A 14,972-nucleotide genomic window follows, 5' to 3' on the forward strand; every position below is an offset into this window, starting at 1 on the left:
AGAATGTCAGGCCGGGGAGGCGCTGCTGAGATGCGTCAGCGAGCGGATTGAAAAGGATTTACAGGCGCAAGCTCACGGCAATGGCCAGCAGCAGCGCGCCGGCGGCCGCCAGCAGCGAACTGTTGAAACTGTGCGACTGCGCATACAGGCTGCCGGCCAGCACCGGGCCGATGATCTGTCCGATGCCATACACCACCGTCATGATGGCCATCATGTTGCTACCGGCCTTGACTGCGGCCCGCTGCGCGGCCGGCATGGCGATGGTCACCGTGCCGACGAACGTGCCGCCGACGAGGACGGCGCTGAGCAGGTAGCCGGCAGCCGAGGGCGCCAGCACGGGCAAGGCCACGCCCAGCGCCTGCAGCAGCAAATTGAGCCGCAGCGCCTGGCGCGTGCCCAGGCGCTCGTGCAGCCGGTGCCACAGGAAGCACGAGGGCGCCGCACCGAGGCCGAACACGGCCCACACGTGGGCGGAATTGAGATTGGGCAAGGCCACGCCCACCAGCACGGGCAAATACGTGGCCGTGACGATGTAGCCGAGCCCTGCCAATCCATAGATCAGCACCAGCGGCCACGGCGCCACGGACGCCAAGACCGATGCGGCCGGTTGCGCCGGCGCATCCGGCGTTGCCTGGCCGCCGGCGGCAATGACGGGCGCGGCCGCCAGCCCCGCCAGCACGGTGACGCCGGCCAGCAGCAGCCACATGCCCGCGCTGTGCCAGCCCAGGTGCGAAGCCAGCACCAGCAACTCGGCCGAGACGGCGATGCCGGCACCCACGCCAGCGTACAGCAGCGGCGCGCCGCGCGCCTGCCGTCGTTGTTCCAGCAGCCACAGCGAGGCGGCCACCATGGCCAGGGCGCTGAACACGCCCGCCACGCCGCGCACCGTCACGAAGAGCCAGACGGGCATCGGCAAGGCCAGCACGCCCAGGCACAATGCCGTGCCGGCCACCGACCACAAACACAGCCGGTGCGCGCCGTGCGCCCGCGCGCGCATGGCCAGGATGGCGCCCAGCAAGTAACCGGCATAGTTGGCCGAGGCGGCCAGGCTGCCGTCGCGCAAGCTCAACACGCCTTCCGCGAGCATGTGCGGGTAGATGGCCGTGAAGGCGAAGCGGCCGAAGCCCATGCCGATGGCGAGGATGGCCGCTGCGGCGATGGCCGCGCGCAGCCTGGCCGGCGCGCTCACGCCGCCTCGCCCAACTGCGCCAGCAAGTGCTGGAACGCGGGCAGGTCGAAGCCCGCGCGCCACACCAGCAAGGTGTCTGCTTGCCCAACTGACAGTATTTTCAGGGTGGCCGGCGCATCGGACAGCGCCAGCACGCTGGCCGGCAGCAGGGTCACGCAGGCGCCGGCCGCCACGCAGGCGATCATGCAGTGATACGAACTCAGCTCCTGCACCCGCCACTGCGTGCTGCCGGCCACGCCGAGCACCTCTTCCGCGATGCCGCGGTAGGTGCAGCCCTGCGGAAACGCCGCCAGCGAGCGCGTGCGCACATCGACGGCGCGGCGCGCCTGCGCTTCGCTGGCAGGCAGGAGCAGACACAGTTCCTCGCGCCACACGGGCCTCGACGCCAGGCCCAGCTCCGCCAGGGCAGCCGCGCCGCCGAACGACGGCGGCAAGGCCACGAAAGCGCAGTCGAGCAAGCCCGTGCGCACCTGCTCGATCAGGGGGCGCGACGGCCCCGTACTCAACTCCAGGCGCGTCCCCGGATAGCGGGCGTGATACGCGGCCAGCAGCGCAGGCAAGCGGCTGGCCGCCGTGCTTTCCATGCTGCCGATGCGCAAGGTGCCGCCCTCGCGCCCGCCCGTGACGACGTGCCGGGCTTCTTCCTCCAGCGCCAGCAAACGCTGCGCATACTCGAGAAAGCGCCCGCCCGCCGCAGTCAGGGCCATGCGCTTGTTCGTGCGCACGAACAATTCCGCGCCGATATCGGCTTCCAGTTGCTGGATGCGCGTGGTGACGCTGGACGGCGCGCGGCCCAGTCGGGCGGCGGCCTGGGTAACGCTCAGTTCACTGGCGACCGAGCAAAAAATCCGCAATGATTCCGACTCCATCGTATTCTCTTTTTAAAAATGATTATGATATTATATTCTTCAAATACGAATATTGCACAGCATCCTCAAGCGTCTTCAACTTCGTGAAGGAAATCCCATGACGTCAATCCAGCCCTTCCTCGACCGCCTCGGCCTGCAATGCCCCATCATCCAGGCGCCGATGGCGGGCGTCTCCACGCCTCGCATGGCCGCCGCCGTCTCGAACGCGGGCGGCCTGGGATCCCTGGCCATCGGCGCCGGCACGGTGGCGCAGGCGCGCCAGATGATCGCCGACACGCGCGCGCTGACGGACAAGCCCTTCAATATCAATGTGTTCTGCCATGCGCCGGCGGTGAGGGATGCGCGGCGCGAAGCGGCTTGGCTGGCCCATCTGGCGCCCCTGTTTGCGGAGCTGGGCGCAACCGTACCAGAGGCGCTCGACGAGATCTATAAAACGTTTATCGGCAATGAGGCGGCGTTTGCCCTGTTGCTGGAACAGCGTCCCGCCGTCGTCAGCTTCCATTTCGGCTTGCCGACGCAGCAGCAGATTGCCACCCTGCGCCAAGCCGGCATCTACACGCTGGCCACGGCCACCAATCTGGGCGAAGCGCTGCTCATCGAACAGGCGGGCATCGACGCCATCGTGGCGCAAGGCGTGGAAGCGGGCGGCCATCGCGGCGTCTTCGATCCGCAAGCGCAGGATGAGCGCCACAGCACGTCGGTGCTGCTGCGCCTGCTGGCGGGCCGCACCGCCCTGCCCCTGATCGCCGCCGGCGGCATCATGGATGGACAAGGCATCCGCGCCGCGCTGGACCTGGGCGCCGTGGCCGCCCAGCTGGGCACGGCGTTCGTGCTGTGCCCGGAATCCTCGGCCAACGCCAGCTACCGGACCAACCTGAAAAGCGAACGGGCGGCGGCCACGCGTTTGACGGCGGCCCTTTCGGGACGCCTGGCGCGCGGCATGGTGAACCGTTTGATCGAACATGGCGAAGCGCCGGGCAGCCCGCCGCCGGCCGACTATCCCGTCGCCTACGATGCCGCCAAGCAATTGAACGCGGCAGCCAGCCAGCACGGCAACAGCGAATTCGCCGCCCAATGGGCCGGCCAAGGCGCGCCGCTGGCGCGGGAAATGGGGGCGGCGCAGCTGGTGACCACACTGGCGCGGGAAATGGCCCGCTGATTCCAGGATGGCGTTGAGGTGACGTACTACAAGGACAGCCTGTGGGCTTGCCTCGCACGGCTGGCAGTGGACGGATGACTGCCCCGTGTCCTATTTTTTATACCGCGTCGCCAGCAAATAAACGCCAGCAGCCAGGCAGACCATGCCGACCAAGCTCAATCCCGCTTGCGACAAGCCGGACCAGAACAATGAGCTGGCCAGGGCTGCGGTCATCACCGGCTGCAATTTAAAGGCACACATGCCGATACCCAAAAAAAGCAGTCCGCGGACGGTGCGAGGAGACCAGCTATTCATTTTCTTCCCATTCTTGTGAGCGCATGCGCGCGGCTGGCCAATCTTACACGAGGCGCGCGTCAGGAAAGCAGCAAATTTCCCTCAGCTGTCCGCGCCTATGCCGGCTGCTGCTGCGTGGTGCAGTGGATGCCGCCGCCGCCGGCCGCGATGGCGTCGATGTTCAGCTGCACGATGTCGCGCCCGGGGAAGTGTTCGCGCAGCTTGGCTTTCGTGTTGCGGTCAGCTGTCGCATCGCCGAATTCCGGGCATAGCACGGCGCCGTTGCAGACATAGAAATTGATGTAGCCGGCGGCGAAGTCCTTGTTTTCATAGCGCGGACGAACTGAACCAGGTCCGGGCAAGACTACCACCTGCAGCGCACGGCCGCGCGCATCCGTGGCCTTGCGCAGGATGTCGAGGTGGCGCTGGGTGACGGCGTGCTCGGGCGACGATGGGTCGCTGTCGAAGCCAGCCGCGACGACGCCGGGAGCGCAGAAGCGCGCATAAAAGTCCGTGTGGCCATCGGTGATGTCCTGGCCGGCGATGCCGGGCAGCCAGATGACCTTGTCGATGCCCAGCAGCCGGCGCAGTTCCTGCTCGCACTGTGCCTTGCCGACGCCGGGGTTGCGGTTGGCGTTCAGCACGCAGCTTTCCGTGATGATGGCCGTGCCTTGGCCATCGACTTCGATGCCGCCCCCTTCCAGCACCAGGCTGCTTTCCAGCACGGCCACGCCGGCGCGTCCGGCCACGAAAGGGGCCACCAGCGCATCGTCGTCATAGTCCTGCTTTTCGCCCCAGCCATTGAAATTGAAGTTCACGCCGGCCAGCGCCCCGCCCGCCTTCCTGACGAAGACGGGGCCCGTGTCGCGCATCCACAGGTCGTCGATGGGCTGCACCAGCAGCTTGACCTTGTTGCCGCACAGGCGAGCCGCCACATCGTAGTCTTCCTCGTTGACCAGCATGTGCACGGGTTCGACGCTGGCAATCGCTCGCGCGATGCGCGCCAGGTCTGCCTGCGCGCCCGCCTTCAGGCGCTTGCCCCAGACCTCGTCATTCGCGCCGAAGGCCATCCAGGTGGCGGCGTGGCGCTCGCCTTCGTCGGGCATGCTCCAGCCCGCGCCCGCCGCCAGCGCGGGCAAAGCCGGCAAGCCCGCGGCGGCCGCCGCCAGGCCCATGGTGCCAGTGAGGAACTGTCGTCGTTGCATGCTGATCTCCTTTATGCAATTTCCTGCTGCGTGGTGCAATGGATGCCGCCGCCACCGGCCGCGATGGGATCGATATTGATCTGGATCACGGCGCGCCCCGGATACAGCTGCGCGTACTGCGCCCTGGCGCTGGCGTCCGCCTGCGCGTCGCCGAATTCCGGCAGGAAAATGGCGTTCCTGGTGGCATAATAATTGATGTAGCCGGCGGCGAAGGTATTCGGGTTGTTTCCTGGCCGAATTTTCTCGGGGCCGTCGATGACGACGATCTGCAGCGGCTGGCCATCCGCATCGGTGGCGCCGCGCAAGATCTCCAGGTGGCGCCGGGTCAGCGCGTAATCGTACGATTCCGGGTCCATCTCGCGGTGCGCCGCCACCACGCCGGGGCGCACGAAACGGGCGTAAAAGTCCGTGTGGGCATCCGTAATGTCCTTGTTCTTGATGCCTGGCAGCCAGATCACCTTGCGGATGCCCAGCAGGCGCAGCAGTTCCGCTTCGCAATCGGCCTTGCTCCAGCCCGGGTTGCGGTTATTATTCAGCACGCAACTTTCCGTGATGATGGCCGTGCCCTTGCCATCGACTTCCAGCGCGCCCCCTTCCAGCACCAGGCGCGTGGCCAGCAGCGGCACCCGGGCCTGGGCGGCGACCACGTCGGCCACCTGCCCATCCTTGCCGGACTGCTGCTTGTTGCCCCAGCCATTGAAGTTGAACTTCACGCCGGCCCGCTCGCCGTTCGGCTTGCGCACGAAGACGGGCCCCGTGTCGCGCATCCAGACATCATCCATCTCGGCGGGAATCAGGTTCACGCGGGCGTCGAAGAATGGCCGCGCGCCGGCCAGCTCGTCCGGACGCACCAGCATGTTGACGGGTTCATGCGCGGCGATGGCATTGGCGATGCGCACCAGCGCCAGTTGCACCTGCGGCACTTGGGCGCGCGTCCACACGGCGCTGGATGCGCCATACGCCATCCACGTGGCCTTGTGGGCTTCGGCCTCGTCGGGCATGCGCCAGCCATCGGCCTGCTGGGCGCCAGCGCCACTATTGAACGGTGGCGGTGGCGCAACGGGGCCGGTTTCCAGCCCGCCATCGGCGCCACCGCCGCAGCCGGCCAGCAAGCCGCCCAGGGCCAGCGCGCTGCCACCAGTCATGCAATGGCGCAAGAAATAACGGCGTGTGTTCATGATTCATCCTTATAAATAAGCCACTTGGCATGCACGGCATTGTGGCGGGATCAAGGCATGAAAACAAATGATATGATTTGCCTTAATTCATTAGGTTTTCTCATATGTCAGAACATCGCATTCCTTCGCTGAAGTTGTTGATGGGCTTTGAAGCAGCGGCCCGCCACGGCAATTTCTCGCGCGCGGCCGACGAACTGCACGTGACGCAGTCGGCCATCAGCCACCAGGTGCAATTGCTGGAAGAACAGGTCAAGCAGCCGCTGTTCCGCCGCGCGGGACGGGGCGTGGAGCTGACGGTGGCGGGCGAAGTGCTGCTGCGCAGCGTGCAGCGCTCGATGACCGTGCTGCGCAGCGGCCTGGGGCGCATCGCCACCTATCTCGATCCGGGATTGGTCGTGCTGGTGTGCCCGGCGCCCGTGCTGCACGGCTGGCTGCAGCCCCGGCTGCGGGCGCTGGAAGCGCAGCTGCCCGAATTGTGTTTGCTGCTGTCGGTGGATGAAAGCGCCCGCTTCGTCGATGAGATCGACGTCGATATCGCCATCAGCGACCGCCCCCTCCTGCAAGCGGACTTGCAGGAAATCCCCTTGCTGCACGATGGATGGCTGCTGGTGGCCAACAGCAAGCTGGCGGCGCGGCTGGCCGGCGTGCCGCAGGATGCGCATCACCTGCACGCGGATCTGGTGTGCCTGGAAGAAAGCCTGACGGGCGACGCCACGGCGCCCCTATTCCTGGGGCCGCTGGCGCGCTTTCGCAAGCGGGCCATCTATGACGATGCGCGCCTCTTGCTCGACGCCACCCTGGATGGACGCGGCATCGCCTGCCTGCCCCGCTTGCTGGCCGATGCCAGCCTGGCGCGTGGCCAGTTGCACATCCTGCCCGATTATCCGCGCGTGCCCGGCGCCACCTGGTGGCTGTCGGGCGTGGCGGAGCACCCGCGTTCGCCCATCGTCGGGCAAGTGTTCGACTGGCTGCGCGCGCAGGGTGCGGCGCAGGGGCAATGATCAGGGCTGCGGCACGCGCGCATAGTCGATGCCGCTGGCCCAGCGGTTTTCCCAGTGCGCCAGGTACGATTGCGCCAGGCGCTCGCTATTCCACACGACGAGCACATTTTCGCTGTTGGCAGTGGCCGCATCGGCCGTGTAATTGAAGCTGCCGTTCTGCACGGTCACGCCATCGGCAACAATGTACTTGTCGTGATGCAAGGCATAGCGGGAAATCAGGCGCGTGGGAATGCCCGCGCCGACGAGCCGGTCCAGCGCGGCCCGGCTATTCTTGCGCGCGTTGCGCCGCGTATCGGCCAGCACCCTGACATCCACGCCCCGCTGCCGCGCCCGCAGCAAGGCCTCGACCACATGGGGCGAGCTGAACGAATAGGCGGCCAGCCGTATGCTCGACGCCGCGCTATCGATGACCTTGAGCACCAGCGCCTCCGCCCCGCCATCGGGAGAAAACGCGTTCTCGATGGTGACCACGGGCGCGGCATCGGCGGCAAGCGCCGCTGGCGGAACGCCGTTAGCCAGGCACAGCGCAACGGCAAGTACAAGATTTTTCATCGCAGGCATTTCCCTGTTTCATTACAATGTTGACACAGCCTGCAGGCAGACTCGGAGCCTGGGCGACCGTCGGCTTTCGTCCCAAAGCAGCCATTCGGTCTGGTAAAACAGCGCCTTTACCCGGTGAGAGGCATGACCGAGCATGCTAGTGCGTGAGGTGGCTTCTCGTCTGATTACAATCTTCAGTAACTAGGGCTGAGACGTTTGAAATCCAGGAAGGCTTCTTCGAATTGAGTGCGGTCAAAAATTGCACGCTGCTCTAACTCGGACCAGCGGACTGAAGTGACCACTCCATTGATGTGATTAATGGAGAGCCCAAATCGCCGCCACTCGACAGTTTTTTTATCAACAATTTGTTCGACAACAACGACTGTGCAGTTTAAATCCATGTCGTCGGGACAAACGAGCAAGGGTGCGACCGTGGCCCCCTCATGAGTAGGCTCAAGCAATTCCCAAGCGATCCTACTTTCATCTTGGTCGTAGAGCCACGTTTGCGCTGGAACTAGAGTGTGAGTGTCATCGTTGCCGTCTATGTCAAAAATCTGCGACTTTACCCATTGATATATCGGGACACCGTCAATCGCTAACACAGGTTGTTCTGTCGACGCAAACTTTGGCTTTGAGATTATTGTTGAGATCGTGTTCATTTCTTTAAGTCACATGTTTTAAAGTTCGCGTCCGAAGTTCCACATTCGTCTCCTTAGAATATTACAGCTAACAATTCGCGCGACGGGCTGCTCTTGGCCGCCTGCTGTCGTTGGCAGCTTCCTCCCCATTACTGCCGCTTGAAATCACATTCAACGTCAAAGTAATCGCTGCGCCTCAGTCCGTCAAATGCACCATGGTGTGATCCATTTGCTGCAACTTTGCTTCGATCTGATTCAAGGCATGTAGCTTTTCTTCGCGATGAGACCAGTCCCCGGCGGCCAGCGCCTGGGCTCTTTGCTGCCCGATAGCGTCCAATGCCAGTTGTCGCGCCTGTTGGTTGCATGCCGCTCTTAACTTTATATCCGCAAATGCGAGAGCAATCGACGCTTCGCAGCGCACATCATCGTCCATGGCGCGTATGTCGGCATATCCCCACTGCTTTGCCAGTTTCTCGAGGAATCGAATTGGCGTGACATCCTTGTGCGTCTTGTGCCACTCGCGATAGCTCTCCAGAAGATCAGCTCCAGTATCATTGCCGTTCGGCGAGAAATCATCCGCGCAATTCCAAAAAAATGGATCATCCAGCATCTCGCGTGCCTTGGGATGAAAGTCTTCCCAGTCGATTCCCAACTGCTCCCAGGCTGACATTCCATCACGCTTGGCTTGTGCCGCTGCCTTCAGCCCGGATGCCAGGAGTTGAAGAGCTTCCTCGGAATCCGGGACGCGATTCCTGGCAGCGTCACAGTGGTCCAGAAATTTCTCCAGGCTAAAATCATCAGTGCGCTTCAATCGCTTGCTCAATAGCCCTAATGCATGGATGACTTCATCCACACCTGCTTTAAAAAGTGGCAAAGATAATGTTGAAGAATGCGTCCAGTCCCGGCCTTCCATCAATTCGCTGGCGATGGCAATCTCGACCTTGCCCTTTGCTCTTCGATAAGTGACCTTGGGCAGCGTTGCGCGGAAATTGTTGTGCGTCTCCAACAGAGATTCCAGCGTCTTCTTTGCCGGACCAGAGTCCCTGAAGTGAAGCGTGACTGCAATTTCCTGAATCGCGCCGCCAAAATTGCCGCCTCCCGCCAGAAGAAAATCCCCAATCGGAGACAGCGTTGTGTGACCGCCGTAGCAATTATAGGAATTTGCGACTACATGGAAATCCATTGAATGCTGCCTTTCATGCGAAATTTCAATTGTTCTGAATGTCGATATATATTGCTTGTTCACCTCAAGCCAGCCATGCCGTGGCTACGGCAGCCGGTGCCGGAACGTCGGTTCGATGTTGCGCGCATGCAGCCAGCGCACGATGTCTTCCAGCGTGGCGTCCTGCAACAGCAAGCCTGGCGCGGTGGCGGAAGATGCAACAGGCGATGCGGCCACGGGAACAGGCGCTGGCGAAGACTCCGAAAGGCCCGCATGTCCCTGCAACTGCGCCAGCGCCTGCGCGAATTGTCCCGGGTTGATGCTGCGCAAGCTTTCCAGGAAGCCCAGCTGGGCCGCTGGCGGCGGTGGCATGTCCAGGCCCGGTTCGTCGACGAAGGCGGCACCCATGCTGGGGTGGATGAAGGCGGCCCACTTGCTGGACGGCTGCAGGCTTGGCGGCAGCGCCACCTGCTCCACGTAAGCGGGCGGCGCCACGGCGAGAATGTCGGTCGAGGCAGGCAAAAAAGTGGAACGCAGCAGCTGCACGAACTGGCGCGCCTGGGCGGCGGGCACGGGCGTGGCCAGTGACAACCACAACTGGAACGCCGTGCCCGAGATGCTGACTGCGGGCGCTGGCAAATCCAGCTCGTGCTGCACGGCATTGGCGATCGTGCACAACGCGCTCCAGTGCGCCTCACCGCCGCCCTTGCCGCCAAACTCAAGCACCAGCGCGCGCGCCAGGCCACTGCCGGTCACGAGTTGCACCGCTACTGTCTGCTCGCCCGACAGATGGCGCGCCAGCACGGCCGGCGTCAGCGGCTGCGCGCCGCCGTCCGCATCGACGTATTGCTGCTGTTCATCGAACAGATACAGGCGGGTGAGTTCAGAAATCAGTTTATGCATGGGCGGCCTCGTAATGACGTTGAGCAACACTTGTCAACGTGCCCAGATTATAGCCTCCCCTGCCCCTGTATCTCAGCGCGCCGGCATGCCGGCAGCCTGCCGCGACCGTCCGGCGCCAAACACCAGCCAGCTGGCCACGGCGAACAGGCAGGCAGCCACGCCTCCGTACAGCATCACGGCGCCAAAGCCTTGTGCCAGCGCAAGCTTCGCCACGCCATCCGGCAGCGCGGCGGCGCCCTTGCCTGCCGACAAATTCTCCGCCATGGCGCGCAAGGCGGCCGCGTCCAGTCCCCCGGGCAAGTGCTGCCGCAAGGCGGACTGCATGGCTTCGACGAGGATAAAGCCCATCAGCGCGATATTGATGGACAGGCTGACCATGCGCGCGCTGATGTCGATGCTGGACGCCATGCCGGCCCGTTCGCCGGGCACGGCCCCCGTCGTCGTGTTGGTAACGGGCGTATTGGTCAAGCCCAGGCCCGTGCCCGCCAGCAGGCAGCCGGGCAGGATCGTCAGCCAGCTGGCGGCGTCCGCATGGCTGCCCCAGCACATCAGCAGCAAGCCCGTGCCGATGGCCAGCAAGCCGGCAGGGATCACCGTATCGGCCCGGTAGCGCAGCGCCAGCCGCTCGGCCAGCGGCGGCACGAGCAAGGTGGGCAAGGTGTAGGCCAGCAAGGTCAGGCCCGTGCCCAGGCTGCTATAGCCGAGACCGTGCTGCACGTACAGGGGCAGATAAATCATGAGCGGCCAGAAACTGCAGTTCATGCCCGCCGAACCGAGTAGTGCACCCGAGAAGCGGCGGATGCGGAACACGGAAAAGTCGATCATCGGTTCGGCCTGGCGCCGTTCGATGACGGCAAACGCGGCAAAACCGGCCAGCGCCACGGCCAGGCTGGCCAGCGTACGGGGATCGCTGAAACCCAGCGCCGGCCCCTGCGTGATGCACCACGCCAGACTGAACACGGCCAGCGACAGGGTGGCGATGCCCGCCACGTCCAGCTTGCGCCGCTGCGGGTCGCGCGACTCGCTCACGCCCAGGCCCGCCAGCAGCAGCGCAACGACAGCCAGCGGGCCGTGCACGAGAAATACCCATTGCCAGCTGGACAGCGCGACGATAGCCGCGCCGATGATGGGGCCGAAGCCCAGGCCCAGGCCAAACACGATACCCCAGGCGCCGAACGCCCTGCCCCGCGCCGCGCCGGCCGGGAACTGCTGCGACAGCACGGCCACCTGGCAAATCAGCATGGCGCCGCCAGCCATGCCCTGCAGCGCACGCGCGGCGATCAGCACGCCCGTGCTGCCGGCCCAGCCGCACGCCAGCGAACTGAGGCCGAACAGGACCAGGCTGGCGAGCAGCAAGCGCTTGCGGCCATAGCGGTCGGCCAGGGTACCTGTTGCCATCAGCACGGTGGTGCAAGCCAGGGTGTAGGCATTCATGATCCATTGCAAGTCCTTGAAGTCCCCATGCAGCACGGTTTCCAGGGTGGGCAGGATGACGGGCACGCTGGAAATTTCCAGGCCGAACATGAGCGAGGCCAGGCAGACGGCGGCCAGGGTCAGTGCATTTTGTTGCGAAGTAGTCGGTAGCATCGAAGCCTTGATGTCGGTAGTCATGGAGGCGCGCGTAGAGACGGCGCACTGCGAGCCGCCATTCTAGAAAGCCAGGACTCATGAGGGAAATGATAAAATTTTGTACAATTCATTCATTTTCATCATGAATCACGGGAACCCCATGGACTTCGACACAGCCCTGCTGCGCGCCTTTGTGGCCGTCCAGGACACGGGCAGCTTTACGCGTGCCGCCGAACGGCTGCACCTGAGCCAGTCCGCCATCAGCCACCAGATCCGCCGCCTGGAAGAGCAAGCGGGCGCCGCGCTGCTGGTGCGCACGACGCGCAGCCTGCGCCTGACGGAAGATGGTGCAGATTTTCTGCGCCACGCGCGGCAAATTCTGGCTGCCCAGGATGCGCTGTCGCGGCGCTTCCAGCGTTCCTCGATTGCGGGCGCCGTGCGCTTTGGCGTACCGGAAAATTTCATGGGCGCGCGCCTGCCTGCCCTGCTGGCGCAGTTCGCGCACCTGTTTCCGTCCGTTCGACTGGATGTCACGGTCGGCACCTATCTTGACTTGCAAAAACTGGTCGCGGCCGATGCGCTGGACCTGGCCGTCGTCATGGTCCTGGCGGACGGGCAAGATGAGGCGGCCGTGTTGCGCCGCACGCGCTTCGTCTGGGCCGCGGCGCATGACTTCCGGCATGACGACGCGCTGCCCCTGCCGCTCGCGTTTTCACCGGCGCCCTGCATGCACCGGCAAGTGGGCGTCGACGCCCTCGATGGCGCCGGACTCGACTGGCGCGTGGCGTTCACCTCGCCCAGCCAGCAGGGCTTGCGCGCCGCCGTGCTGGCCGGGCTGGCCATCACGGCCTTGCCACAGGGCGACCTGGAGGCGGGCATGGTGGTCATCGATGGCCAGCATGGCTTGCCCGCCCTGCCCGCCGCCCAGTTCCAGCTGCTGTGGCGCGCCGCCGGCAGCACGGCGGCGGCCGAAGCGTTCGGGCAATTGCTGCGCGAGTGGTCAGGCGCTGCGGCGGCATGACAGCGCAGACAGCAAGCCCGGCAGCGAAGCATGCAATGGCAAAAAAGTGTACCCTTTCAAGCTGCATTTTCTGGCCTAAGGAAATCCTCCCCCATGCAACCTCCTACTTTTCTCGTCACTGGCGCGACACGCGGCATCGGTTATGCCATCAGCACCTTGCTGCATCAGCAAGGCCATCGGGTCGTCGGCATCGCGCGGCACATCGAAGACATGGACTTTCCAGGCACGCTGGTGGCCTGCGATCTTGCCGACCTGGCGCAGACGGAGGCAGTGCTCAAGACGCTTGAACAACAGTTTGATATCGATGGCATCGTGAACAATGCAGGCATTGCCTCGCCCCAGCCGCTGGGCCAAATCGACTTTGCCACGTTGCAGAACGTCTTCGATCTGAACGTGCGCGCCGCCATCCAGGTGACGCAGCAATTCGTGGAGGCGATGAAGCAGCGCCGGTATGGCCGGATAGTCAATATCTGCAGCCGTGCCATCCACGGCAGCGTGAACCGCACGGCCTATTCCGCCGCCAAAAGCGCCCTGGTCGGCTGCACGAGAACCTGGGCCCTGGAATTGGCCGAACACGGCGTGACGGTCAATGCGGTCGCGCCAGGCCCCGTGGAAACGGAACTGTTCCGCAAGACCCGTCCCGTCGGCAGCGAGATGGAACGCCAGATTCTTGGAACAATCCCGATGCGGCGGCTGGGACAGCCCGATGAAATTGCCGCCGCTGCCGGCTTCCTGCTATCGGAACAAGCCAGTTACGTGACCGGTCAGGTGCTGGCGGTGGATGGGGGCGGCAGCTTGGGTGGCCGCGCCTGACAAGTCAGCACCAGCAGCAAGGCCAGCGCCAGCATGGCGGCCGCGCTGCCCAGGGCCAGCGTCACGCGGTGCGCCAGCAGGGGCACGCCTGCCAGTTGGCCCGCGCCCAGGCCGGCCACGGCCACCAATGCCGCCAGCCCCAGCGAACTGCCCAGCTGGTGCGCCACGTTGACAATGCCTGAGGCGGCGCCCGCATCCTGCGCCGGCACGCCAGCCACGCCGGCCGCCGTCAGGGGGCTCAAGGCCATGCCCTGCCCCGCGCCGATCAGCACCATGGGCAAGGCCACGCCCAGCCAGTAAGCCGTGCCCGTATCCACGCGGCTCAGCCATGCCATGCCCAGCAGGGTTAAGCCCAGTCCCATGGCCAGCAGGCGCGCATTGCCCAGGCGACGCGTCAAACGCGGCACGCACAGTGCCACGCCGAAGTTGACCAGGGTCATGGGCAGGAAAGCCAGGCCAGTCAATGATGGCGGATAGCCGAGCACCACTTGCAGGAATTGCGTGGTGAAAAAGAAAAACCCGATCATGGCGCCCAGGAACAGCACCCTGGCTCCGTACGCCGCATTGCGCTGCGCATCGGCAAACAGGCGCAGCGGCAGGATCGGTTGCGCGGCGCGCCGCTCGATGAAGATGAAGGCGGCCAGCAGCAGTACACCCGCCGCCAGCGCGCCTTGCGTCAAGGCATCGCCCCAGCCGGTGCCGGCCGAGCGGATCAAGCCATACACGAGGGCCGACATGCCCATGGTCGAGCTGGCCGCGCCGGCCACGTCAAAGCGGCCCCCGCTGCGCGCGCTTTCCGCGATGAAACGGCGCGCGGCCACCAGCATGACGGCGCCAATCGGCAGATTGATGAAGAAACCCACGCGCCACGACAGCCATTCGGCCAGCACGCCGCCCAGCACCAGCCCCACGCTGGCGGCGATCCCCGCCACGGCGCTGTACAGGGCGATGGCCCGCGTGCGTTCGCGCCCCTCCGCAAACGTGGTTTGCAGCAAGGCCAGGGTCGACGGCGCCAGGATGGCCGCGCCCACGCCCTGGATGGCGCGCGCGGCAATCATCATGGCCGGCGACCGCGCCAGACCGATGGCCAGCGACGCCAGCGTGAACAGCGCCAGGCCCAGCTGCAACAGGCGGCGCCGGCCATACGCATCGCCGGCGCGCGCGGCCAGCAGCAGCAAGCCGCCAAACGTCAAGGTGTAGGCGCTTTGCACCCAGGCCAGGCCCGTATCCGTAAAGCCCAGTTCCTGGTGGATTTTCGGCAAGCCCGTCAGTACGATGGACGTGTCGAGCACGATCATCACATAGGTGACGAGGATGATGGCAAGGATGGCCGCCTTGTGCGGCGCGGCGGGGATAGCGGAATCGGGAGCAGTTTTCATGCCTACACTGTAAGGCTGGCGCATTACCATGAATAGATGCTAAAGTCCGCATGAACTTATTAGCGCAACTAAT

The 14,972-nt window shown here is 64.6% G+C and carries 15 protein-coding genes; 4 read left to right on the top strand and 11 right to left on the bottom strand.

The genetic code is table 11. The features are described 5' to 3' along the window. Window positions 1–58: 58 nt before the first annotated feature. Together IGS58_RS14635 and IGS58_RS14640 are read right to left on the bottom strand one after the other, a co-directional pair. Window positions 59–1,189 carry a YbfB/YjiJ family MFS transporter gene (locus IGS58_RS14635; RefSeq protein ID WP_230521859.1) on the bottom strand — a complete coding sequence of 377 codons (1,131 nt, stop codon included), beginning with the start codon at window positions 1,187–1,189 and terminating at the stop codon, window positions 59–61. Next, window positions 1,186–2,058, bottom strand: coding sequence for a LysR family transcriptional regulator (locus tag IGS58_RS14640; RefSeq protein ID WP_230521860.1), 873 nt, complete (start codon window positions 2,056–2,058; stop codon window positions 1,186–1,188). Before IGS58_RS14640 ends, IGS58_RS14635 begins: the two co-directional genes overlap by 4 nt. Before the next feature lie 97 nt (window positions 2,059–2,155). Here IGS58_RS14640 and IGS58_RS14645 point away from each other — a divergent pair, with 97 nt between their 5' ends. Then, the gene (locus tag IGS58_RS14645) at window positions 2,156–3,217 is read left to right on the top strand and encodes an NAD(P)H-dependent flavin oxidoreductase (protein ID WP_230521861.1); all 1,062 of its coding nucleotides are present in this window, start codon (window positions 2,156–2,158) and stop codon (window positions 3,215–3,217) included. Window positions 3,218–3,307: 90 nt separating this feature from the next. Here IGS58_RS14645 and IGS58_RS14650 read toward each other — a convergent pair whose 3' ends face one another. The 3 genes from IGS58_RS14650 to IGS58_RS14660 all read right to left on the bottom strand — a co-directional run bounded on the left by IGS58_RS14650 (window position 3,308) and on the right by IGS58_RS14660 (window position 5,873). Continuing rightward, window positions 3,308–3,511, bottom strand: coding sequence for a hypothetical protein (locus tag IGS58_RS14650; RefSeq protein WP_139144478.1), 204 nt, complete (start codon window positions 3,509–3,511; stop codon window positions 3,308–3,310). A gap of 95 nt (window positions 3,512–3,606) precedes the next feature. Further along, window positions 3,607–4,695 (bottom strand): agmatine deiminase family protein, encoded by a 1,089-nt coding sequence (locus IGS58_RS14655; protein WP_230521862.1) that lies wholly within the window; start codon window positions 4,693–4,695, stop codon window positions 3,607–3,609. 11 nt (window positions 4,696–4,706) lie between these two features. Next, window positions 4,707–5,873, bottom strand: coding sequence for an agmatine deiminase family protein (locus IGS58_RS14660; protein ID WP_230521863.1), 1,167 nt, complete (start codon window positions 5,871–5,873; stop codon window positions 4,707–4,709). Between the two features lie 104 nt (window positions 5,874–5,977). Here IGS58_RS14660 and IGS58_RS14665 point away from each other — a divergent pair, with 104 nt between their 5' ends. After that, complete coding sequence (locus IGS58_RS14665; protein WP_230521864.1) at window positions 5,978–6,874, top strand: LysR family transcriptional regulator; 897 nt, start codon at window positions 5,978–5,980, stop codon at window positions 6,872–6,874. Here the strand turns inward: IGS58_RS14665 and IGS58_RS14670 are convergent, their stop codons facing one another. The 5 genes from IGS58_RS14670 to IGS58_RS14690 form a co-directional block, all read right to left on the bottom strand. Continuing rightward, a complete protein-coding gene (locus IGS58_RS14670) occupies window positions 6,875–7,426 on the bottom strand; it encodes a phospholipase D family nuclease (RefSeq protein ID WP_230521865.1) in 552 nt (183 codons plus the stop codon). Between the two features lie 182 nt (window positions 7,427–7,608). Beyond that, window positions 7,609–8,073, bottom strand: coding sequence for a hypothetical protein (locus tag IGS58_RS14675; protein ID WP_230521866.1), 465 nt, complete (start codon window positions 8,071–8,073; stop codon window positions 7,609–7,611). A 175-nt stretch (window positions 8,074–8,248) separates the two neighbouring features. Next, complete coding sequence (locus IGS58_RS14680) at window positions 8,249–9,235, bottom strand: hypothetical protein (protein WP_230521867.1); 987 nt, start codon at window positions 9,233–9,235, stop codon at window positions 8,249–8,251. Window positions 9,236–9,319: 84 nt separating this feature from the next. After that, on the bottom strand, window positions 9,320–10,117 hold the full coding sequence (locus IGS58_RS14685) for a TOTE conflict system archaeo-eukaryotic primase domain-containing protein (RefSeq protein WP_070256445.1): 798 nt from the start codon (window positions 10,115–10,117) through the stop codon (window positions 9,320–9,322). Window positions 10,118–10,189: 72 nt separating this feature from the next. Next, complete coding sequence (locus tag IGS58_RS14690; protein WP_230521868.1) at window positions 10,190–11,728, bottom strand: MFS transporter; 1,539 nt, start codon at window positions 11,726–11,728, stop codon at window positions 10,190–10,192. Between the two features lie 118 nt (window positions 11,729–11,846). Here IGS58_RS14690 and IGS58_RS14695 point away from each other — a divergent pair, with 118 nt between their 5' ends. After that, window positions 11,847–12,707 carry a LysR substrate-binding domain-containing protein gene (locus IGS58_RS14695; protein WP_230521869.1) on the top strand — a complete coding sequence of 287 codons (861 nt, stop codon included), beginning with the start codon at window positions 11,847–11,849 and terminating at the stop codon, window positions 12,705–12,707. A 93-nt stretch (window positions 12,708–12,800) separates the two neighbouring features. Beyond that, complete coding sequence (locus IGS58_RS14700) at window positions 12,801–13,520, top strand: SDR family oxidoreductase (protein ID WP_230521870.1); 720 nt, start codon at window positions 12,801–12,803, stop codon at window positions 13,518–13,520. On the opposite strand, the gene IGS58_RS14705 is transcribed toward IGS58_RS14700, so the two are convergent. Beyond that, window positions 13,472–14,899 (bottom strand): MFS transporter, encoded by a 1,428-nt coding sequence (locus IGS58_RS14705; protein WP_230521871.1) that lies wholly within the window; start codon window positions 14,897–14,899, stop codon window positions 13,472–13,474. The two genes, IGS58_RS14700 and IGS58_RS14705, sit on opposite strands and share 49 nt — an antisense overlap. Window positions 14,900–14,972: the final 73 nt, after the last annotated feature.

Origin of the sequence: Janthinobacterium sp. EB271-G4-7A (assembly GCF_020858075.1) — a bacterium.
Lineage (GTDB): Bacteria > Pseudomonadota > Gammaproteobacteria > Burkholderiales > Burkholderiaceae_D > Janthinobacterium > Janthinobacterium lividum.

Coding starts and splice junctions, on each gene's coding strand:
- IGS58_RS14665 (WP_230521864.1), top strand. CDS start 5,978: ATGTCAGAACATCGCATTCCTTCGCTGAAGTTGTTGATGGGCTTTGAA.
- IGS58_RS14670 (WP_230521865.1), bottom strand. CDS start 7,426: ATGAAAAATCTTGTACTTGCCGTTGCGCTGTGCCTGGCTAACGGCGTT.
- IGS58_RS14650 (WP_139144478.1), bottom strand. CDS start 3,511: ATGAATAGCTGGTCTCCTCGCACCGTCCGCGGACTGCTTTTTTTGGGT.
- IGS58_RS14680 (WP_230521867.1), bottom strand. CDS start 9,235: ATGGATTTCCATGTAGTCGCAAATTCCTATAATTGCTACGGCGGTCAC.
- IGS58_RS14640 (WP_230521860.1), bottom strand. CDS start 2,058: ATGGAGTCGGAATCATTGCGGATTTTTTGCTCGGTCGCCAGTGAACTG.
- IGS58_RS14700 (WP_230521870.1), top strand. CDS start 12,801: ATGCAACCTCCTACTTTTCTCGTCACTGGCGCGACACGCGGCATCGGT.
- IGS58_RS14655 (WP_230521862.1), bottom strand. CDS start 4,695: ATGCAACGACGACAGTTCCTCACTGGCACCATGGGCCTGGCGGCGGCC.
- IGS58_RS14645 (WP_230521861.1), top strand. CDS start 2,156: ATGACGTCAATCCAGCCCTTCCTCGACCGCCTCGGCCTGCAATGCCCC.
- IGS58_RS14690 (WP_230521868.1), bottom strand. CDS start 11,728: ATGACTACCGACATCAAGGCTTCGATGCTACCGACTACTTCGCAACAA.
- IGS58_RS14685 (WP_070256445.1), bottom strand. CDS start 10,117: ATGCATAAACTGATTTCTGAACTCACCCGCCTGTATCTGTTCGATGAA.
- IGS58_RS14675 (WP_230521866.1), bottom strand. CDS start 8,073: ATGAACACGATCTCAACAATAATCTCAAAGCCAAAGTTTGCGTCGACA.
- IGS58_RS14695 (WP_230521869.1), top strand. CDS start 11,847: ATGGACTTCGACACAGCCCTGCTGCGCGCCTTTGTGGCCGTCCAGGAC.
- IGS58_RS14660 (WP_230521863.1), bottom strand. CDS start 5,873: ATGAACACACGCCGTTATTTCTTGCGCCATTGCATGACTGGTGGCAGC.
- IGS58_RS14705 (WP_230521871.1), bottom strand. CDS start 14,899: ATGAAAACTGCTCCCGATTCCGCTATCCCCGCCGCGCCGCACAAGGCG.